13 protein-coding genes are annotated in these 20,728 nt (G+C 64.5%); 8 read left to right on the forward strand and 5 right to left on the reverse strand.

Features of this window, described 5'->3' with window-relative positions; translation table 11 throughout:
* Positions 1-178: 178 nt before the first annotated feature.
* A complete protein-coding gene (locus ACZ5WT_RS08125; RefSeq protein WP_464286864.1) occupies positions 179-1,465 on the forward strand; it encodes a polysaccharide biosynthesis/export family protein in 1,287 nt (428 codons plus the stop codon).
* 8 nt (positions 1,466-1,473) lie between these two features.
* Here ACZ5WT_RS08125 and ACZ5WT_RS08130 read toward each other — a convergent pair whose 3' ends face one another.
* Positions 1,474-2,151 carry a sugar transferase gene (locus ACZ5WT_RS08130; RefSeq protein WP_464286865.1) on the reverse strand — a complete coding sequence of 226 codons (678 nt, stop codon included), beginning with the start codon at positions 2,149-2,151 and terminating at the stop codon, positions 1,474-1,476.
* 423 nt (positions 2,152-2,574) lie between these two features.
* Here ACZ5WT_RS08130 and wecB point away from each other — a divergent pair, with 423 nt between their 5' ends.
* Positions 2,575-3,750: a non-hydrolyzing UDP-N-acetylglucosamine 2-epimerase gene (wecB, locus tag ACZ5WT_RS08135; RefSeq protein ID WP_464286866.1), complete on the forward strand. Its 1,176-nt coding sequence runs from the start codon at positions 2,575-2,577 to the stop codon at positions 3,748-3,750.
* Here wecB and wecC read toward each other — a convergent pair.
* Positions 3,723-4,982, reverse strand: coding sequence for a UDP-N-acetyl-D-mannosamine dehydrogenase (wecC, locus tag ACZ5WT_RS08140; protein WP_464286867.1), 1,260 nt, complete (start codon positions 4,980-4,982; stop codon positions 3,723-3,725). The two genes, wecB and wecC, sit on opposite strands and share 28 nt — an antisense overlap.
* A gap of 29 nt (positions 4,983-5,011) precedes the next feature.
* Entirely contained in the window at positions 5,012-5,833 is an 822-nt protein-coding gene (locus ACZ5WT_RS08145; protein WP_464286868.1) for a WecB/TagA/CpsF family glycosyltransferase, read from the reverse strand.
* A 230-nt stretch (positions 5,834-6,063) separates the two neighbouring features.
* On the opposite strand from ACZ5WT_RS08145, the gene ACZ5WT_RS08150 reads away from it, so the two are divergent.
* The 6 genes from ACZ5WT_RS08150 (at position 6,064) to ACZ5WT_RS08175 (ending at position 18,335) form a co-directional block, all read left to right on the forward strand.
* Entirely contained in the window at positions 6,064-7,038 is a 975-nt protein-coding gene (locus ACZ5WT_RS08150; RefSeq protein WP_464286869.1) for a glycosyltransferase family 2 protein, read from the forward strand.
* Entirely contained in the window at positions 7,031-8,314 is a 1,284-nt protein-coding gene (locus ACZ5WT_RS08155) for a rhamnosyltransferase WsaF family glycosyltransferase (RefSeq protein WP_464286870.1), read from the forward strand. Before ACZ5WT_RS08150 ends, ACZ5WT_RS08155 begins: the two co-directional genes overlap by 8 nt.
* Positions 8,315-8,719: 405 nt before the next feature.
* A complete protein-coding gene (locus ACZ5WT_RS08160; protein WP_464286871.1) occupies positions 8,720-14,431 on the forward strand; it encodes a DUF4082 domain-containing protein in 5,712 nt (1,903 codons plus the stop codon).
* A 28-nt stretch (positions 14,432-14,459) separates the two neighbouring features.
* Positions 14,460-14,774 carry a hypothetical protein gene (locus ACZ5WT_RS08165; RefSeq protein WP_464286872.1) on the forward strand — a complete coding sequence of 105 codons (315 nt, stop codon included), beginning with the start codon at positions 14,460-14,462 and terminating at the stop codon, positions 14,772-14,774.
* 19 nt (positions 14,775-14,793) lie between these two features.
* Positions 14,794-16,944, forward strand: coding sequence for a peptidase domain-containing ABC transporter (locus ACZ5WT_RS08170; protein ID WP_464286873.1), 2,151 nt, complete (start codon positions 14,794-14,796; stop codon positions 16,942-16,944).
* Complete coding sequence (locus tag ACZ5WT_RS08175) at positions 16,941-18,335, forward strand: HlyD family type I secretion periplasmic adaptor subunit (protein WP_464286874.1); 1,395 nt, start codon at positions 16,941-16,943, stop codon at positions 18,333-18,335. Before ACZ5WT_RS08170 ends, ACZ5WT_RS08175 begins: the two co-directional genes overlap by 4 nt.
* A 62-nt stretch (positions 18,336-18,397) precedes the next feature.
* On the opposite strand, the gene ACZ5WT_RS08180 is transcribed toward ACZ5WT_RS08175, so the two are convergent.
* Positions 18,398-19,609: a hypothetical protein gene (locus ACZ5WT_RS08180; RefSeq protein WP_464286875.1), complete on the reverse strand. Its 1,212-nt coding sequence runs from the start codon at positions 19,607-19,609 to the stop codon at positions 18,398-18,400.
* Positions 19,610-19,748: 139 nt separating this feature from the next.
* Entirely contained in the window at positions 19,749-20,663 is a 915-nt protein-coding gene (locus tag ACZ5WT_RS08185; RefSeq protein WP_464286876.1) for a glycosyltransferase family 2 protein, read from the reverse strand.
* Between the last annotated feature and the right edge of the window lie 65 nt (positions 20,664-20,728).

Here is a 20,728-nt window from a genome sequence, read left to right on the forward strand (position 1 = left end):
CACTGGCACCACAAGCTGGCAGAATAGTTCGCGCTATTGGCGCATCGCCATCCTCAACTAGGGTAGGGACTAGGCTGGGCTACCTACGATGAGCTAAACCGCTCTAGGCGCTTCTTTGAGGTGGGGGGCGGCGATACCATGCCACTGCAATTATCCCAGTCAATGGCGGCCATTTGCTATGAAGAGCGTGCAGTTTTCGGGACGGGTTTCTCGCCAGGTACTGCTCTGGGGGGCGCTGCTGGCGTCGGTTTCCACGCCTGCTCTCGCCGCTGAAACCGCACATCTGACGCCGATGACCAAGTTCCGGCTGACGGTGGTGCAGTTCGTCGCCTCGCTGGGCGACTACAAGAAATGGGACGCTTTGGGAGGCGAGTTCGAAGTGGCGGCCGATGGCACGGTGACCGTGCCGTCGCTCGGGGCCATCGACGTCAGCGGCTATACGGCTGACGAGCTTGGCGCGGAAATCGCCCGGCGCCTGCAGACCAAGCTCGGCCTGCGCGACGCCCCCGACGCGTCCGTTCAGGTGACCGCCTATCCGCCCATCTATATCGTCGGCAATGTTTCGACCCCTGGGCAGTACGATTATCGACCGGGCATGACCGTTGTGCAGGCGCTCGCGCTGGCCGGTGGCGAACAGCGAATCAATACCGCCGTCGGCATGTCCGAAACGATCAGGCTGGAATCCGATCTCATTGGCTTCGGCAGCGAAATCTTGCGCGGCAATGCGCGGCTGGCCCGGCTCAAGACCGAATTGGCATTGGGCGACAAGATCGATTTTCCCGCGACCCTGTCGCCGTCCGATCCGACGGCAGCCGAGATCATGGATCAGGAAAAGCTGATCTTTGATGCCCATACGAACGGCATGGCCCGCCAGAAGGCCGGGCTCGAGCAACTTGCGGAGCTCTACAATGCCGAGATCGATGCGCTGAGCCAGAAGGAGCAGGCGATCACCGACCAGATTGCCCGCGCCGAAAAGCAGCTGGCGACCATCACCGATCTGGTTGCATCGGGATCGGCAACGGTCTCCCGGCAGAACGACGCCGAACGGGTGCTGGCGGACCTGCGCTCCGAGCGGCTCGACAACATCATCGGCTCGATGACCGCGCGCGAAAACCTCAATCGGTCCCAGCGCGATTTGGCCAAACTCGTCGATGATCAGCAGTCCGAGGTCGCCAACCAGATTCAGGACGTGCAGGCCGGGCTGGAAAAGCTCACCCAGCAACAGACCGCGACCATGCGCATGCTGAACCAGTCCGTCGCTTTCGACGACAAGACCATGGCGGCGCTGGGCGCGACGACCGAGCTCAACTATTCCATCCTGCGCCAGCAAAGCGGAACGCCGGTCACCATGTCGGCGACCGAAGCCAGCACGCTCCTTCCCGGTGATCTGGTGAAGGTGACGATGCAGATGCAGCCGGCAGCTGCCGGTACGCCCAGTCCGGGCCTCGCCGACGCCAGCCGGTAATTCTGCCATCAGACGCCGGTGCCGCGAAACACTACACCCACGGTTTGCATCAGCACGCGCAGATCGGTGCCGAGCGATACGGTCTGGGCATAGCGATTGTCGTATCCCGCCCGTTCGGCAAAGCTGCAATTGTTGCGCTCGCTGACTTGCCAGAGCCCGGTCAGGCCCGGCCGGAAATCGAAATAGGCCGTGCCATGATAGAGCAGGCGCTGCGAGGGCATCATCGGGCGCGGCCCCACCAGGCTCATGTCGCCGATCAGCACGTTCCATAGCTGGGGCAGTTCATCGAACGAGTAGCGGCGCAATTGCCGGCCGAGCGGGGTCAGGCGCGGATCGTGCCGCAGCTTTTGCGTGGTGTCCCATTCCGCCCGTTCCGCTGGATTGGCGGCGAGATATTGCTCCAGCGCCGTATCAGCGTCGGGCACCATGGTCCGCAGCTTCCATAGCCGGAATATCCTGCCGTTTCGGCCAATGCGCGGCTGCAGGTAAAAGGCCGGACTGCCGTCGAGCCGGATCAGCATGGCGAGGATCAGGATGAGGGGCAGAAAGAATGGTCCGCCGACCAGCACAAGCGCCAGGTCCAGGGCGCGCTTGCCCACCCCATAGACGCCTTGCCCTCTGCTTGCGTGTACCGCTGCTGGCGTGGCGTCGAGGCGCGGCGGTTCATCGACTATGTGATCCATCATCTACCGGCGCCCCTGCTCGTACCAACTGGCTAACTGGCAGGGACCGCTCCCGCGGGGGCAACGGTCCCTTCACGTAGCCTAGTCCGTTCATGCTGCAACGAAACTGCGCCTAGCGAACTACTGCGGTCCGTCCGGACCCGGCATTCGGGCCCCTCGGCTAGGCCATGGTGTTCGGTTCATAGGTTTTTTGTCGGTGTGCTGGCCGGTCCGGATAGGCTTAACGAATTATTAACAGCGCACTGACTAGGCCGTCCCAGCAATTGTCACGGCCAGTAGGCACCTTCCTAAATGCCATGGTGTATGAGTTGTTAAGACCTTCATCCGCATCTGCGCCCTGCTAGGAAGATTTGCGTATTCTATCAGGGCTGTCAGAGATTTAGCGTTTTCCCACTGTCCGCACGCGCGGTCATGGGGATGAATTCGATGCACAAGATCCTAGTTGTCTACGGAACGCGGCCCGAAGCCATCAAGGTTGCGCCGCTGATCGCTGCCATTGCCGCCTCGAGCAACCTGCAGGTGGTTGTGGCCGTCACCGGGCAGCACCGGCAGATGCTCGATCAGGTCAATGGTCTCTTCGGGATCGTGCCCGACCACGACCTGAATATCTTTGCCGAGCGCCAGCAGCTCGAAGGCATCACCAGCCGCGCGCTTGAGGGGGTGTCGGCGCTCATCGAGCGGGAAAAGCCCGATGCCGTTCTGGTGCAGGGCGACACGACGACCTGTTTCGCTGCGGCTTTGGCGGCCTTCTACAAGAAGGTGCCGGTCATTCATCTCGAGGCCGGGCTGCGCACCTTCGAGACCTACAATCCGTTCCCCGAAGAAATCAACCGCTGCATGGTCTCGCGCATCGCGGCGCTGCATCTGGCGCCCACCGAGACCTCGATGCGCAACTTGATGGCCGAAGCCATTCCCACCGAGCGGATCGCCATCACCGGCAATACGGTGATCGATGCTCTGCTCGAAGTGGCGGCGCGCCGCGTGGCGCCCCTCAATCCTGACCTGCGCCGGCTGCTTGGGCAGCGCATGATCCTGGTCACGGCGCATCGCCGTGAATCCTGGGGCGAACCGATGGCGCGGGCCGCGCGGGCCATGGCGCGGCTGGCGAAGAACTTCCCCGAAATCAAGCTGCTACTCCCAGCCCATCTCAACCCGGCAGTGCGCGAAATCCTGCTGCCCGAACTGCAGCATTTGGAAAACGTCGTTATCACCGACCCGCTGGATTATTGCGACTTCGTCACGGCGATGCAGGCCTCCGACCTGGTGCTCACCGATAGCGGTGGCGTGCAGGAAGAGGCGCCCAGCCTGGGCAAGCCGGTCCTGGTGATGCGCGAAACCACCGAGCGCCCCGAAGCGGTGGTCGCCGGCACGGTGCGGCTGGTGGGCACAGACGAAGACCTGATCGTCAATGAGGTCAGCACCCTTCTCACCGACACGGCGGCCTATGAGCAGATGGCGCGTGCCGTGAACCCCTATGGCGACGGCCACGCAGCGGATCGCTGCGTGGGTGCCATCGAGCATTTCTTTGGTCTGGGGGCGCGTCCGGTGGATTTCGCGCCGGCCCTCGATCGAACTCAGGCCCAGGCGCCGCGGGTGTCGTAGATCACCTTGCCGTTGTGGCGGGTATGGCGCAGCGCCTTGAACGCATCGTGCTCCACAAGGAGCACGATGATATCGGCCTGATCCACCGCGTCTCCCGCATTGACCAGCCGCAGATTGCCATTGCCATGCAGCTTGGGCGGTAGCTCCTCCACATAGGGGTCGGCGACCATGATCTCGACCTCGGGCAGGGCGCTGGCAATCAGGCCCACCACATGAACGGCCGGGCTCTCGCGGACGTCATCGACATTGGCTTTGAAGGTAAGACCGAGGCAGGCAATCGAGGGCGACCGGAACCGCCGCGCCTTGGCGATAACCTGGTCGGCGACATGATGCGGCTTGTGGTCATTGACCTCGCGGGCCGTGCGGATGAGCTTGGCGAGCTCGGGCGCCGCAGCCACGATGAACCAGGGGTCGACCGGAATGCAGTGTCCACCGACGCCGGGGCCGGGCGAGAGCACGTTGACGCGCGGATGCTGGTTGGCGAGGCGGATCACCTCCCACACATCCAGCCGCAAGGACTCGGTGATCAGCGACAGCTCGTTGGCAAAGGCGATGTTGACGTCGCGATAGGCATTCTCGACCAGCTTGGCCATCTCGGCGCTGGCGGCGTCCGTCAACAGGATCTCGCCTTGCGAGAACACCCGATAGATACTGGCGGCCTTGATGGCGCAGGCGGTGGTCAGCCCGCCGACGACACGATTGTTGGTGATCATCTCGATCATGATGCGGCCCGGCAGCACGCGTTCCGGGCAGTGGGCAACGAATACGTCGCTGCTGCTGCCAACCACATGCGGCATCTTGAGATCGGGGCGGACGGCGCCGATCCACCGGCTCACCATTTCCGTGGTGCCGGGCGGGCTGGTGGATTCCAGCACCACGATATTGCCCGGCTGCAGCTTGAGGGCCACCTGCTCGGCCGCCGCCTGCACATAGGAGAGGTCGGCTGTGTGATCCTCGTTGAACGGGGTCGGCACGGCAATAATGAAGGCGTCGGCCTCGGGCACGTCGCGTGACATCGACAGCCGCCCCATGGCGACGGCGCCGCTGACGGCCACCGCCAGGTCGGGTTCGATGAAGGGTGTCTCCCCGCGGGAAATCGCTTCGACGATGCGCGGATTGACGTCAACCCCGGTGACCTGGATGCCACGGGTCGCGAGCACCGTGGCGGTCGGCAGGCCGATATAGCCCATTCCGACCACGGCGAGCCTGCCGGCAAAGACTTCATTCAACATGGGCGTGTCCTGTGAGTAACTGAGGCGGGTTATCGGGTTGGGCGGGCGGAAGTGGAAACCAGCGGCGCGCTGGGGCGGATGGCTTCGCGGCAGGTGAGGGCGATAAAGGCGCTGTTGGTGACGAGGTAGCGCTTCCACATGCGGCCCGGCTCCTGCAGCAGGCGGTAGGCCCATTCGAGGCCCATCCGCTGCATCGAGCTCGGCGCGCGCTTGGTCAGGCCGGCGAGCACGTCGAACGAGCCGCCAACCCCATGCAGCACCGGCACGCCCAGCTGGTGCTGGAACCGGCGCAGGAAGACTTCCTTCTTGGGCGATGGCATGCCGAGGAACAGCATGTCCGCGTGGGCATCGCGGATATCGGTGGCAATCGCGGCGGCCTGCTCGTCATTGAAATAGCCATCATGGCTGCCCGCGATCACCAGCCGCGGCCAGCGCTCGCCGATCCGCAGCTTCAGAGCGTTCAGCACCTCCGGCTTGGCACCCAGCAGATAGATGCGCCGCCCCTGACGATCGGCCAGCCCGAGCAGCTCCTCAAACAGGTCAATGCCGGCAACGCGCTCGGGCAGGGGTTGGCCGAGCAGGCGACTGGCCCAGACCACGGCCTGGCCGTCGGCAAGCAGCATGTTGCAGTCCAGAATGGCATCGCGCAGTTCGCCATCCCGCCGGAGGTTGACGATCTTGGCGGCGTTCAGCACGCCGATCAGCACGGGCTGGCGCGATTCCATCGCGTCGCGGCACCGGTCCACGGCCTCGTCCATGCGAAAGGCATCGACCGGCAAGCCGAACAGCAATCGGGGCGCTGCGCGGTCGGGGGCGGACGAAGTGACGAGTGCATCCACGTGAAATGCCATCGCGGCCTCCCGTTTGTACCTGGCTAGGCTAGGCAGCAGGGGGCCGTCGCAACAATAAGTCCTACAGGGCCAGCGGGTTAATAGTAGGAATGCGCGGGCGATACGTGGTGGAGGCGTGGTGCCTAGCAATGCGTATCAACTAGGCTGATTGGAACGGTCCTAGACCAAAATCGCTAGTTCACCAGCCGGAGCGCCAGCCGCTAGCGTCCTCTCGTTCATGGAGGAAACGGGTGGCCGTCCCAACCCAGCCGAATAGCACGAGCCCCCAAGGTCGCTCCGCGCGCCCGCTGGCTGTGGTCGTGGTGACCTACAATAGCGCCGACACCCTGGGCGGCCTGCTTGATACCATGGCGATCGGTCTTGAAGGGATCGAGCAGTGGGAGATTGTCGTCGCCGACAACGCCTCGTCTGACCGCTCGTCCGAGCTGGCCGAAGGCCATCCCATTGGCGCGCGCGTGGTGCGGACCGGCCGCAACGGCGGCTATTCCGCCGGGATCAATGCAGCCATCGCGACGGTGCGCGACGATGCCGACGTCCTCATCCTCAATTCCGATATTCGGTTGTCGCGCGGTTCGGTCCGTCGCCTAGTCGAGCCGTTCGGTTCCAACACCGTTGCCGTCGCCGTGCCGCGTATCCTCCATGAGGATGGCTCGCTCTACCTTTCGCTGCGGCGCGAGCCCTCAGTGATCACGGCCTGGGCCGATGCCCTCCTTGGTTCAAAACTCGGATCAGGTCTCGATCTGGGCGAATGCGTCTGCGCCCCACGACATTACGATGCGCCCGGCGCGGTCGATTGGGCCAGTGGGGCTGCACTGGCCGTTTCCGCCGAAGCCCGCGCCGCAATCGGATCGTGGGACGAGAGTTTCTTTCTCTATAGCGAGGAGGTGGACTATCAGCGTCGCGCGCGCCGGGCCGGCTTTACAATTGCATATGTCCCGCAGGCCGAGATCGTGCATTTCGGCGGCGACTACAATGCCAATCCGCGGCTCTATTCCATCCTCACCACCAACCGCATTCTCGATTATGCCCGCCATCACGGCGCGGTGGCGACGGCCCTGTTCCGACTGGCGGTGCTGACGGGAGAGGCGCTGCGCAGTCTCGGCGGCTCGACCGTGCATCAGGCCGGGGTGAAAGCCGCCATGTCCTTTGATCCCCGCGAACCGCCCATCGGGACCCGCATGCGCCAAGAGGCTCGCAATGCTTGAACAATCGGCGGGCCGGCGCGCCCGCGAAGGCCAGCGCCCCAACCTCAAACAGGTCGCACAGATCAGCACCCTGCATCGGCGCTACCAGCAACTGGCCTGGATATTGGAGCACGAAGGGGTCAGCGGGGTCAGCAACCGGCTTCGCGCCAAGCTCGCGCAAGCCCTGCAGCCGCAAATGGCGCGACGCATGGTGCGCGATGCCGATATCCTGGCTGCCGACCTTGAGCAGCGCTCCGTCCACAGTTTCGCCCACCCGGCGCCAAACGAGCCGATCACGCTTAACTGGATCATGACCGCACCCAATGCCGGATCTGGCGGGCACACCACGATCTTCCGCATCATCCGCTTCCTTGAGGCCAACGGATATCGCAACCGCGTCTACTTCTACGATGCGCGCCTCGCCAGTATGGAGCCATATGTGCCCATCCTGCGGGACTATTACGGTTTTCATGGTCCCGTGGCGCGCTTCGAGGGGGCGATGGAAGCAGCGCATGGCGTGGTGGCGACCAGCTGGCCTACCGCCTATGCCGCCTATGCCGCCCCCAGCAGCGGCAAACGCTTCTATTTCGTGCAGGATTTCGAGCCTGATTTCTACGCCGTCAGTGCCGACCGCATCCTCGCCGAAAACACCTACCATATGGGTTTTCACGCCATCACGGCGGGCCGCTGGTTGGCAGAGAAGCTGACCGCCGAATACGGTATGGCAACCGACGCTTTCGAGTTCGGCTGCGATACCACGAGCTATTTCAACCTCGGCATGCCACGCAATGCGGTGGCCTTCTACGCCCGGCCCGGTACGCCGCGACGCGGCTACGAGCTGGGCATGCTGGCGCTGCAGCTCTTTGCGGCACGGCGGCCGGATATACAGATCCACCTCTATGGCGAACCCGTCGATGCGTTGCCCTTTGCCGGGGTCAGCCATGGGCTGGCTTCGCCTCAGCAGCTCAACAATCTCTACAACCGGTGCTTTGCCGGCCTCAGTCTCTCGCTGACCAATGTGTCGCTGGTGCCACTCGAAATGCTGGCCTCGGGCTGCATTCCGGTGCTCAACGAAGCGCGCCACAATCGCCTGGTGATCGATGATCCGCGTGTGCACTACGCCGCAGCGACACCGCAGGCCCTGGCGCGCGCCCTGGAGGAGATCGTCGCCATGCCCGATTTCGACGCCTATGCGAGCGCTGCGTCCAACAGCCAGCGCGGCTTGCGTTGGGACGGGGCCGGCGAGGCGGTCGACGCCGCCATCCGCAATGCTCTCTACGGGAAAGCCGATCGATAGAAGGAGCTAGCGTTGCGGCGCTTTCCTCCTGCGCCTCGCGCGGAAGAGCGCCTTCGCGCCAACCGGACCGGCCACCACTAAGCCGGTCAGGCAATTGTGGCGCCGCAGCCGCTCCGGTCTAGTGTGCAGGGAAATACTGGTGGATTTACATTGCAGTGGTCGCTGGGCTGCGAGACCGGGTGTTCGTGGCGCCGTCTTGCGCATCCGACTTCTGCGATCGGCGGCGTCGGGCAGATGGGGAGGATCGTCGGCCCGACGCTGTCACCTCGGCACTTGGCTTCGCGAAGTCCGCGCGGTCCCCGGGGCGTTCGATGACTACGACTACTAGCCCGTCATAATCTATCTATTGATTTCGGCCCCCCGAGACTTGTGAAAGCCTCATTTTCGACAAAATAGGGGGTCCGCGTGAAAACGTACAGCAAGACCAGCCGCGGCCAAGCCTTCCAGTTCCAGAACATGGCGGGTGGTGCCTCCACTTCCCACACGCAACGCGCTGCTGTCCGGCCGCGGGCCGTGAGTACTTATGGGCGCGGTCCGTCAAAAGCCTGGGTCGAAACCACCGCCCCCAGCGTCGCACCGGTGTCTCAGGCCTATGCTGAGCGCGGCCTCGCCCGTTCATTCATGCCGGGCCACGGCGATACACCCTCCTATTCCCTCCCGGTGGCTTTCGCCGGCGCGTTCGGCGCCTCGGCAAGCGCCACCACGTCAACGCCGGCCTTGCAGGTCGTTGCGCCCGTCGTGCCGGCCGCAACGACGCCCCCCGCATCGCCCGTCAGCGTGGTGATGCCGACGCCGGTCGCCCTGACTGGTGGGCCCAGCTCAACCGGCGGCGCGCCATCCACGCCTCCCTCGCCATCGACCGAGGCCCCGGCCTCGACCGCGGCGCTCCAGGTCAGCGGGGTCGAGGGCGATGCCGCCTCGGCCAGCTATATCTCAAAGCCCTCGGCTCTGGCCGATTGGCGCGGCAGTTGGCTGTCCGCTGCCGCCACGACACCATGCGGATCCTGCACCGGCCGGGCATGCACCATGTGCTCGGTGCGCACCGGTGGGCCAACCGCCTCGACGGGCCAACCAACCGGCTATGCCCCGCGCACGCTGATGTTCTATGAGCCGGCGGTAGTTGAAAGCGCCAGCAAGCTGGCACCGACGCTCAACACCACGGCAGCAAAAACCAATATGGGCGAAATCCCGCTGCTGTCCGCGGCCAATATGGCCAATGCCATCGTGCTGGAAAACCAGAAGCAGGGCACGCCCGAGAGCGTCTGGATGATCGGCGCTGGCGATCCGTCGATCGAGGGCTATGCCGTCCAGTTCACGATCAACCATGGCAATACCATCGATTTCAAGATCGATACTGACTCCCGCAACTACCGCATCGATATCTATCGCTTGGGCTATTATGGCGGCGACGGTGCACGCCTGATCACCTCGATCAACAAAAACCTGGCCACTGCCCAGGTCCAGCCGCTGCCCCTGTTCGACCCCACCACCAAACTGGTCGATGCGGGCAACTGGGCGGTCAGCGCCTCCTGGGCCATTCCGCAGGACGCGGTGTCGGGCGTTTATTTCGCCCGGCTGACCCGGTTCGACGGCTCGGGTGGCGAGAACATGATCCCCTTCATCGTGCGCGATGACGAGGCTCCCAGCGACATCACATTCCAGACGTCGGACACGACCTGGCAGGCCTATAACTGGTGGGGCGGCTACAATTTCTATGGCGGCATCGATCAGGGCGGGCGTGCCGGACGCGCCAGCAAGCTCAGCTACAACCGCCCGATTATCACCCGCGATGGCGGCTTCGCTGCCGGCCCACAGGATTTCATTTTCGGCGCGGAATATTCGGCCATCCGCTTCCTCGAGCAGAATGGCTATGACGTCGATTACATCTCCGGCATCGACTCCGCATCCACGGGCGCCCAGCTCCTCAACAGCAAGATTTTCCTGACCGTCGGGCACGATGAATACTGGTCGGCTGATCAGCGCGCCAATGTCGAAGCCGCACGCGATGCGGGCGTCAACCTGTCGTTCTGGACCGGCAACGAAGTCTATTGGCAGACCCGCTGGGAAGCCAGCATCGACGGCACCGGCACGCCCTACAAGACGCTCGTCTCCTACAAGGAGCGCTGGGATAACGCTAATTCCGACGTCAACGGCACAACCTCGACATGGCGCGACCCGGTCTATGGCTCGGGCAACCCCGAGAACGCCTTGGTCGGCAACATGTTTACGGTGGACTCCTATCGTCTGGACGCGATTGACGTTCCCTATGATATGTCCAATTTCCGCTTCTGGACCAATACGGCAGTAGCCGATCTAAACCCCGGGCAGGTTTACACCCTCACCAAAAACCTCTTGGGTTATGAGTGGAATTCCGATGTCGATAATGGCTTCCGCCCGGCAGGTCTGGTGCCGTTGTCGTCCACCACGGTCAACGTCAATTCGCTGTTGCTTGACTATGGCAGCGCCGTTGGACCGGGCACTGCGTCCCATGCCTTGACACTCTATCGCGCCCCCAGCGGCGCGCTCGTCTTCGGCGCGGGCTCGGTCTACTGGTCATGGGGGCTCGATGCCAACCACGACAATGAAGCCACCCCGATCGACCGCAACGTCCAGCAGGCCATGATCAACCTGTTCGCCGATATGGGCGTGCAGCCGACGACGTTGATGCAGAGCCTGGCCGTGGCCAGCCAAAGCACCGACACGATCAAGCCGACCAGCACCATTACCTCGCCCAGCCCCACCGGTAGCCTCACGGCCGCCACGACCTACACGATTACAGGCACCGCGACCGATAGCGGCGGCGGGCGCATCGCGGTGGTGGAAGTCTCCACCAATGGCGGCTCGACCTGGCACCGCGCCACCGGTTTCAACAATTGGACCTATTCGTGGACGCCCCTTGCCGCTGGCTCCTACACGCTGATGTCACGCGCCGTGGACGACAGCATCAACCTCGAAACGCCGAGCGCGGGCGTCACCGTCACGGTGGATCAGGGCGGGTCGGGCAATCTGTTCGCCGCCAGCGATGTTCCGGCCGTGCCCTTCGCCACCGACAACCAGAAGGTGACGGTCGGCGTGCGGTTCAGCTCCAATCAGTCGGGAAGCATTGTCGGCCTGCGCTACTACAAGGGCCTGGGCAACATCGGCGAACGTACCGGCGCGCTGTGGAGTTCGACTGGGACGCTTCTCGCCACCGCCACCTTCAAGAACGAGACCCAGAGCGGCTGGCAGACCGTCATCTTCGACAGCCCGATCTCAATCACGGCTGGCACCACCTATGTGGCGAGCTATTTCGGCCCGCTGGGCTACGCCGTCACGGAAAACTACTTCACAACCCCGCATACCAGAGGGGCCCTCACAGCCACCCAGGGCGTCTTCACCTATGCCAACCAGAATGCCTTCCCCACCTCGACGAGTGCGGCAAGCAATTACTGGGTCGACGTGGTGTTCAGTGGCGTTCCTACGGCCAATGATCCGCCGGTCGGCAATAACGACAATGGTTTCCTCGTGGTGCGCAACACGGCCACGACCTTCGCGGCGGCAACACTGCTGGCCAATGACACCGATCCCAACAATGACCCGCTGACCATCATTGGTGCGGGCGCGGCCTCGGGCGGGCAGGTGGTCTTCAACGCGCAGACCCAGGCGATCACTTTCACGCCCAATGCCGGCTATACCGGCCCCGCCTCGTTCGGCTACTCGATTTCCGATGGCCGCGGCGGCATCAGCTCGGCTATGGTCAATATGGATGTGGTCGTCTCGGCCACCACCAGCACGCTGTTCCAGCCCAGCGATACGCCGGCCACCCTCTCCAATTCCGACACCAACCCGGTCAATCTGGGAGTCCGCTTCGTGGCCTCCGCCGCGGGCATGATTACCGGCATCAAATACTACAAGAGCGCCCTCGACGTCGGCACGCATACCGGCTCGCTCTGGAGCTCCACCGGCACGCTTCTGGCAACGGGGACCTTCACCAACGAAACCTCCAGTGGCTGGCAGACCCTGACCTTCTCGAGCCCAGTCAATATCGTGGCTGGCACGACCTATGTCGCCAGCTATCACAGCAATGGCCGCTATGCGACCACGGCGAATTACTTCACCACCAACAAGGTCAGCGGTCTGCTGACAGCACCCGCTGCGGGCAATGGCGTCTTCACCTATGGTGCCGGCAACCTGATGCCGACAAGCACCTACAACGCCACCAATTACTGGGTCGACGTGGTGATGGTCTCCACCTCTGCCGCCAATAGCCAGCCCATCGCCAACAATGACAGCGGCTATACGACCCCGTTCAACACCGCCCTGACACTGACGGCGGCGGCTCTGCTCGCCAATGACAACGACCCCGACAGCGACCCCATTTCGATGACCGGGGTCAGCGGCGCGGTCAACGGCACCGCCGTCTACAACGCCCAGACCAACAGCGTCGTCTTCACCCCGACTGCGGGCTATTCGGGCGCGGCCTCGTTCATCTATTCCATCGCCGATGGCCGCGGCGGCGCCGCCAGCGCCACCGTCGCTCTCACCGTTTCGGCCCAGCCCAACAGGCCACCCGTCGCCACCGGCGATAGCGGCTATGGCACCACCCAGGGCACGGCACTCCAGCTCGCCGCTGCAACACTGCTCGCCAATGACAGCGATCCCGACGGCGACCCGTTGACCATTACCGGGGTCAGCGGCGCAACCAATGGTACTGTGAGCTTTAACGCGCAGACCAATATCGTCACCTTCACGCCGACAGCCGGCTATGCGGGCGCAGCGACTTTCACCTATTCGGTGGCCGATGGCCGCGGCGGCACCGCCTCGGCTGGTGTCTCCCTGACCGTCACCGCAGCCCTGACCGGGGCGAACCTCTTCGCCGCCAATGCCACGCCTGCGACCGTCAGTGTCAACGACAACAAGTCGGTCGAACTGGGGATGCGGTTCACCGTCGCTTCCAACGGCCAGATCAACGGCATCCGCTTCTACAAGGGACCGCAGAATACAGGCACCCATACCGGCACCCTGTGGACCAGCGCCGGGGTCAATCTGGGCACGGTGACCTTCACCAACGAAACCGCCAGCGGCTGGCAGTCCGCCAGCTTCGCCAATCCCATCGCGGTCTCGGCCGGCACCAGCTACATCGTGTCCTATCACACCAATAGCGGCTTCTATTCGGCCACGTCGGGCTTCTTCGGCACCGCCACCACCAATGGCGGCATCACGGCACCGGCCAGCGTCGCCGGCAGCGGCAATGGCCTCTATGCCTATGGCAGCGGTTCGGTCTTCCCCAACAGCACCTACACCTCCACCAATTACTGGGTGGACGTCTATTACCAGCAGGGCGCCAACGCCGCCCCGGTGGCAAACAATGACAGCGGCTACACCACCCAGAACAACACGGCCGCCCAGATCACTGCGGCGTCGCTCCTGGCCAATGATACCGATCCCAATGGCGATGTCCTCACGGTCACCGGCGTCTCGGGCGGCGTCAATGGCGTGGCCAGCTTCAACGCGCAGACCAATATCGTCACCTTTACGCCCACCACCGGCTATGCGGGCGCGGCCAGTTTCACCTACACCATCTCCGACGGGCGTGGCGGCACGGCTTCGGCCACAGCGTCCCTCACTGTCGCGGCGCCGCCCCCAACAACCTACTCGATCTTCGCGGCCAATTCGACACCGGCAACAGTCCGTGTTGCCGACCCCAATTCGGTCGAGCTGGGCATGAAGTTCAGCGCCTCGCAAAACGGTAATGTCACCGGCATCCGCTTCTACAAGGGGCCGAACAATACCGGCACCCATACCGGTTCGCTGTGGACCGCTGCCGGCGTGCGCCTGGGCACGGTGACCTTCCAGAACGAAACTGCCAGCGGCTGGCAGACGGCTTCCTTTACCAGCCCGATCGCCATTACGGCCGGCACCACCTACGTGGTTTCCTACCACAGCGATGGCAACTACTCGGCCACCGGCAATGGCTTTGCATCGTCGATCACCTCGGGCCCGCTGACCGCTCCGTCCAGCGCCTCGAGCGGCGGCAACGGCCTCTATGCCTATGGCAGTTCCAGCCTCTTCCCGACCAACAGCTTCAACGCCTCCAACTACTACGTCGACGTTGTCTTCAACACGCTGGCCTCCTGAGCCAGTTCGAACACGAGGATATTGAATTATGCAGGGCGAACTTTACGCCGACGCCATCGGGGAGATCACCGTAACCGGCACCATCGTGCGCATCGATCTGGTGAGCCTGTCGACCACCATGCGCGATGCGGCAGGCCAGCCGGTGCCCGAGCATCGCCAGCGCGTGGTGATGTCGCTGGAGGGCTTCGCCAATAGCTTCGAAGTGCTGCAAAACGCCATGAACGGGCTGATCGAGGCTGGCGCCATTCGCCGGACCCAGGCCGAGGACGTCGTGGTGCCGGTCCGCAACGGCAAGACCAACGGCAACGGCGTCCACCACAACGGCTCACCGAACTTCGAGTGAGGCGGAGCCAGGCACTCCCATGACGGCCCGCACCCAGACTGGTCCAGAATGCCTCTCCGCCACCCTTCGCCACCACGGCTTCGACATCAATGCCGAACGCCTCATTGCCGAGTATGCCATTCGCGGTGAAGGGGTCGGGTTTGACCTCATGCTGCGCATGGCCCGTGAATCGGGTCTGCAGGCGCGCCGCACCAAGGTGAACCGCGCCGCCGTGCTGCGTCTCGGCCAAGCTTATCCCGCCCTGGCGCGCCTTGAAAACGGCAACTGGGTCAGCGTGCTCGGGGCCGAAAAGGACGACAAGGGCGAGGTCATCCTACGCCTCTACGATCCCCTGGCCGACGCGCCGGGGGGCGTCATTGGCGTCAAGCTCGACCAGTTCGCCAAGCGCTGGCGCGGTGACCTGCTGCTGCTCAAGCGCAGCTATCGCCTCGCCGATCCCGAACAGCCCTTCGGCTTCCGCTGGTTCATTCCCGAAATCCTCCACCAGAAGCGCCTGTTCGGCGACGTCGCCATCGCGGCCCTGTTCCTTTATGCGCTGGGGCTGGCGACGCCGATCTTCTTCCAGCTGGTGATCGACAAGGTGCTGGTGCACCAGAGCTACGCAACGCTGGTCGTGCTGGCCATCGGCGTCGGGGTGGCGCTGCTGTTCGAAGCGGTCTTCGTATTCCTGCGCCGCTACCTGCTGATCTACGCCACCAACCGAATCGATATCCGTGTGGCGACTCGAACTTTCCGGCACCTGCTCGACCTGCCGATCACCTTCTTCGAGCAGGCCTCGGCTGGCGTGCTGGTCAAGCACATGCAGCAGTCGAGCCGCATCCGCGAATTCCTCACCGGCCGCCTGTTCCTCACCCTGCTCGACGCGCTGTCGCTGTTTGTCTTCGTGCCGGTGCTGTTTCTCTATAGCCCGACCCTGGCCCTGATCGTGCTCGGCTTCAGCGCGCTGATCGGCCTTGTGGTCGCCCTGCTGGTCGCCCCTTTCCGCAAGCGGTTGGCCGCGCTTTACGCCGCTGAAGGCGAGCGGCAGGGGCTGCTGGTCGAAACCATGCACGGCATTCGCACGCTCAAGTCGCTCGCCATGGAGCCTTTGCAGCGCCGCATGTGGGACGACCGCTCGGCGCAGACCATCAATACCCGCTTCCGGGTCGAGACCATTTCGGTCACCGCCCAGGCCGTCACGGGCCTGCTCGAAAAGCTCATGGCGGTCGCCATTATCGGCCTCGGGGCGCTGCAGGTGTTTGATGGCACCATGACGGTGGGCGCGCTGATCGCCTTCAACATGCTGGCCGGCCGCGTTTCCGGACCATTGGTGCAGATCGTCACCATGGTGCACGAATACCAGGAGGTCGCCCTCTCCGTGCGCATGCTGGGCGAGGTGATGAACGAAAAGGTCGAGCGCGCCGGACGTACCGAGGGCCTGCGCCCCGAGCTGGAAGGCGGCATCGAATTCGAGAATGTCGCCTTCCGCTATCGTCCCGACAGCGGCTTTGCTCTCAACGACATCAGCTTTGCCATGCCCGGCGGCAGCATCATGGGCGTGGTGGGCCGCAGCGGCTCGGGCAAGAGCACCATGACCCGCCTGATCCAGGGCCTCTATCCCATCCAGGAGGGCCTGATCCGCATTGGCGGCCACGACGTGCGCGAGCTCGATCTCAACCACCTGCGCCGCAACGTCGGCGTGGTGCTGCAGGACAGCTTCCTGTTCCGCGGCACTGTCCGCGACAATATTGCGGCGGCCAAGCCCGACGCGACATTCGAGCAGGTGGTGGAGGCGGCCAAGCTCGCCGGGGCAGTGGAGTTCATCGAGCAGCTGCCGCGCGGCTATGACACGGTGATCGAGGAGGGCGCCGAAAACCTCTCCGGCGGGCAGCGGCAACGCCTCTCCATCGCCCGCGCTCTGGTCACCGATCCGAAAATCCTGATTCTCGACGAAGCCACCAGCGCGCTCGATCCCGATAGCGAAGCCATCGTCAAGCGCAGCATCAAGGGTATCGCGGCGGGACGCACGGTGATCATCGTGAGCCACCGGCTTTCGATGCTGACCGATGCCGACGCCATCCTGGTGTTCGATCGCGGCCGGCTCGTCGATGTCGGTCCCCATAGCCAGCTGGTGACGCGCTGCACCACCTACCGGCACCTGTGGAACCAGCAGATGAAGCTCGTCGGATGACCCAGGCCCAACCCGCTCCCAAACCGGCCGGCAAGCCGGGCAAGACCAAGCTCAAGCTGGTCTCGCCGGTCAAGCAGGCCGCGGTCATGGATTTCCAGAGCGACGCCATCGCCCTCGAAGAACGCCGCCCGCCCATCACCGCCCGCATGACGCTATACCTTGTGGCGGCCGCCATCGGCGCCGGCATCTACTGGGCCAGTGTGTCGCGCATTGATGAGATCGTGGTGGCGCCCGGCAAGCTCGCCACCAGCGAGCCGACGCTGGTCATGCAGCCCTTCGAGACGTCGATCATCCGCTCGATCAACGTCAAGCCGGGCGATCTGGTGACCAAGGGGCAGTTGCTGGCCGCGCTCGATCCCACCTTTGCCTCCTCCGATACCGGCCAGATCCAGGCCAAGCTGGCGGGCTTTGACGCCCAGATCGGCCGCATCCGGGCCGAACTGGCGGGTGCCGTCTACGAGCCGGGCGAGAACCCCTCGCCGGAAGCGCGGATGCAGGCCGAGCTGGCCGCGCAGCGCCGCTCCGCCTACGACGCGCGGCTCGATGATTTCGCCGCCCAGATAGCCCATAGCCAGGCCATGATCGATGCCGCCGCCGATCAGCAGGCCGTACTCGGCAAGCGCATTGCCGGGCTCCAGGAAATCCAGGACATGCATGCCACCCTGGCTGACGCCGGCAATGGTTCGCGCCTGACCTTCCTGCAAAGCCGCGACTTGAGCCTCGACCTGCAAGTGAGCCTGACCCAGGTCAAGGGCGCTCATGCCGAGGCGCTGCAGCAACTGGCCCAGACCCGGGCCGAGCGGCAAAACTATATCGAGGATTATAGACGCCTCGCCCTCGAGGCGCTGGTCGACCTTGAGGACAAGAGGGCCGGCGCCATCGAGGAATTGCGCAAGGTCGATCTGCGCACGGCCATGTCACAGATCGTGGCGCCCGCCGATGCTGCAGTGCTCGAAGTGGCGCAGCGCTCAGTGGCGTCTGTGGTCCAGCCGGCCGAGCCGCTGATCACCCTGGTGCCCACCAATGTGCCGCTCGACGTGGAAGTGACCGTTGCCAGCAACGACATCGGCCATCTGGCAATCGGCGACCTGGCCAAGGTCAAGTTCGATGCCTTCCCGTTTCAGGAGCATGGCACGGTCGAGGGCAAGGTAACTGCGATCAGCGAAAACTCCTTCGCCCGCCCAGATGGCGCTGAGGTGGCCAATGGCCCGGCCTTCTACAAGGTCCGCATCGACCTCGGCGACCAGCAATTGCGCAACCTGCCCGCCTCGTTCCGCCTGCTGCCGGGCATGACCGTCTCCGCCGAAATCCATGCCGGCGAGCAGACCGTCATTTCCTATTTCCTCTACCCGCTGATCCGCGGCCTCGACGAAAGCCTGCGCGAACCCTAGCCCCCGATCAGGGAGGGATTGGCATTGCAGCGAAAACAGGATGTCACGGCCGCCGGGCGGGCCTAGCGGTCGTCCCGGCGCAAGGCCTGCACCACGCCGCGCGCGCGCCAGGCATAGAGCATCCAGCCAAACTCATAGGGGCGGCATTCCCGGTCGATCTTGCCGGGAGGCATTGCCGCGTCGATGCCGGGCAGGTGCCAGCCGGCGCGGATAGCGGTTGTGGCTGCGGCGATGGTGCGGGCAAGCTTGGGGGGCTCGCTGCGCCCCACCTTGCGCCAGATGACGCCATCGGCCTCCGAAACCATCGGCTCCCCGGTTTCCGGGCGCTGGTCGATCCAGGCCAGCCCCTTGACCACGGCCGCCCGGTGGTCGGCTCCCTCGGCCTCCTGCAGGTCGAGCAGGGCCATCGGAGCCATGGCATGCTGATGCACGCTATAGACCGGATAGCCCTCCACGACGCTCCCGTCGCGGACATCATAGTGCCACCACCACTGGCCCGCCGGGCCCTGCAGGGCGACGATCGCGGCCGCGCAGGCATTGGCGGCATAGAGGGCTACCTCATCGCTTTCGCCATAGCCAAGGCGCGCCAGCGCCTGAATGGGATAGACCTGATCGGCAAAGCACCCCACATGGCCGCGTCCCCAGCGTGCAGCCCTTGCGGGCATCACATGGGGGAACAGCCCGCAATCGGCCTGCGCGGCTTCAAGGTTGCGGGTCGCGAGGCGCTGCACTTCGCGCACATCGCCCAGATGCCGCGCCGCGACTGCCGCGGACAGTGCCCAGGCACAGGAGACGGTTTCAACGTAGGAGCCGTCGGTCAGCCAGTCTTCGAGTGCGGAGAACAGTTCCGGGGTAAAAGTGTTGGCGGTTTCGGCGGCGGCCCAGGCCGCCAGGGCAACCGCACCGGGATCGCGCGAATGGTGCGCCCGCCGCGCGCAGGCCAGCACCAGATCGACCGCGCTCCGGCCAGCCAGCACCTGGCGCTGGGTGGCGTCGCTGGTCCAGTTCAGGCCCTGTCCGGCATTGATCGCGTAGCGCAGGCTATCGCCCTCGGCTGCCGTGCCGGAGCCATCCCGGTTGTCGACGCTGCGCATGGTCTGGGGAAAGCGCAGGTCGGGCAGCGCCATGCGCTTCAGCCCGGCGACGGCGAGGTCGCACAATTCGGGCAGGCGCTCCCGGGCGGCCGCATAGGACTTGTCGAGACGCAGAATCCGGTCGTGTTCCGGGCCGGGCGTTCCACTCGCATGGTCGAAACCGCTGAAGTCCTGCAACATGGGGAGCCCTTGCCTCGAACGCCGCATAGTGGCGCAATTGTGCAGCAAGACTGGCATGCGTGGGGGCGGGGCGCACGTCGCTCATGCGATGGACGGGGGAGCTACGGCCTTATCAATCAATGTATGCAGCCACCGGCATTTAGCGGTTTTCGCGGTTCCACATGTCGACCATGCTGGCGGCATTGTTGTGCCAGACGAGACCGATCATCCGCCCGGCCCGGTAGAGCCGCACCTGCGTGACGCATTGCAGCGCCGCCAGCCGCTCGCGCCAGCCGGTGACCCGGTCCGACCGCCAGATGCGGGGAACCTCCCCCAGCGGTGAAAGCGCCATCACCGCACTGCGCGCCAGCCATCGCAGCGTGCCCATGGGCTGGTCGGCCACGGTGCGGAATTCATGCGCGACATGGCGGTCCCAGCGGCGCGCCAGCTCGGCAAAAGACCGGCAGGATGGCGTATAGACCCGCGCGTCGGCGAGATAGGCGATGCGGAAACCCATGGCACTGGCGAGCTGGCCCCATTCGGTGTCTTCCATCGTGCCGATGCCGCCAAACGGTCCCACCTTGGCAAACACTGCGGCCCGCACCGCCATGTTGCCGGTCGCGGCAAAGCCGAGCTCTTCGACATAGTAGCGGGTGCGATAGCTGTAGATGCTCTCATAGGCTTCGACGGCGGTCAGCCGCGCCGGATCGGCCGGGCGAATGCGGATATCGCCGCCGGTGAAATCAACATCCGGCCGCGTCTCGAAGCAGTCGGCAATCGTCGCCAGCCAATTGGGATCGGCCGTGCAGTCGGCATCGATAAAGGCCAGGATCGGTGCCCGCGCGGCGGCGGCCCCGCAATTGCGGGCCGGGCCGGGGCCCGGGGTCGGTTCGCGCAGCAGGCGGGCGTGGGGCACCTGCGCGACCGTGGCCTCGGGCAGCTCCCGCGAGCCATTGTCGACCACCAGGATTTCAAACGGAATGCCGCTGCTGGCCTGTGCTTCCAATGAGCGCAAGCACAGCAGCAGGTCGGGTTCGTTGAGGTGCGGCAGGATGATGCTGACGCGTGGTTCCACCTTCGGGTCTCCCGCTCATTCTGCAGCGAGAGTGCGAGGCGCGTGTTGCCCGGGCAATAGCCCAT

The organism is Devosia sp. T2-14, from assembly GCF_055397495.1.

What these genes read in the sequence shown, in the direction of transcription:
- ACZ5WT_RS08125 (WP_464286864.1), top strand. Translation starts at nt 179, where the DNA reads ATGAAGAGCGTGCAGTTTTCGGGACGGGTTTCTCGCCAGGTACTGCTC.
- ACZ5WT_RS08130 (WP_464286865.1), bottom strand. Translation starts at nt 2,151, where the DNA reads ATGATGGATCACATAGTCGATGAACCGCCGCGCCTCGACGCCACGCCA.
- wecB (WP_464286866.1), top strand. Translation starts at nt 2,575, where the DNA reads ATGCACAAGATCCTAGTTGTCTACGGAACGCGGCCCGAAGCCATCAAG.
- wecC (WP_464286867.1), bottom strand. Translation starts at nt 4,982, where the DNA reads ATGTTGAATGAAGTCTTTGCCGGCAGGCTCGCCGTGGTCGGAATGGGC.
- ACZ5WT_RS08145 (WP_464286868.1), bottom strand. Translation starts at nt 5,833, where the DNA reads ATGGCATTTCACGTGGATGCACTCGTCACTTCGTCCGCCCCCGACCGC.
- ACZ5WT_RS08155 (WP_464286870.1), top strand. Translation starts at nt 7,031, where the DNA reads ATGCTTGAACAATCGGCGGGCCGGCGCGCCCGCGAAGGCCAGCGCCCC.
- ACZ5WT_RS08165 (WP_464286872.1), top strand. Translation starts at nt 14,460, where the DNA reads ATGCAGGGCGAACTTTACGCCGACGCCATCGGGGAGATCACCGTAACC.
- ACZ5WT_RS08170 (WP_464286873.1), top strand. Translation starts at nt 14,794, where the DNA reads ATGACGGCCCGCACCCAGACTGGTCCAGAATGCCTCTCCGCCACCCTT.
- ACZ5WT_RS08175 (WP_464286874.1), top strand. Translation starts at nt 16,941, where the DNA reads ATGACCCAGGCCCAACCCGCTCCCAAACCGGCCGGCAAGCCGGGCAAG.
- ACZ5WT_RS08180 (WP_464286875.1), bottom strand. Translation starts at nt 19,609, where the DNA reads ATGTTGCAGGACTTCAGCGGTTTCGACCATGCGAGTGGAACGCCCGGC.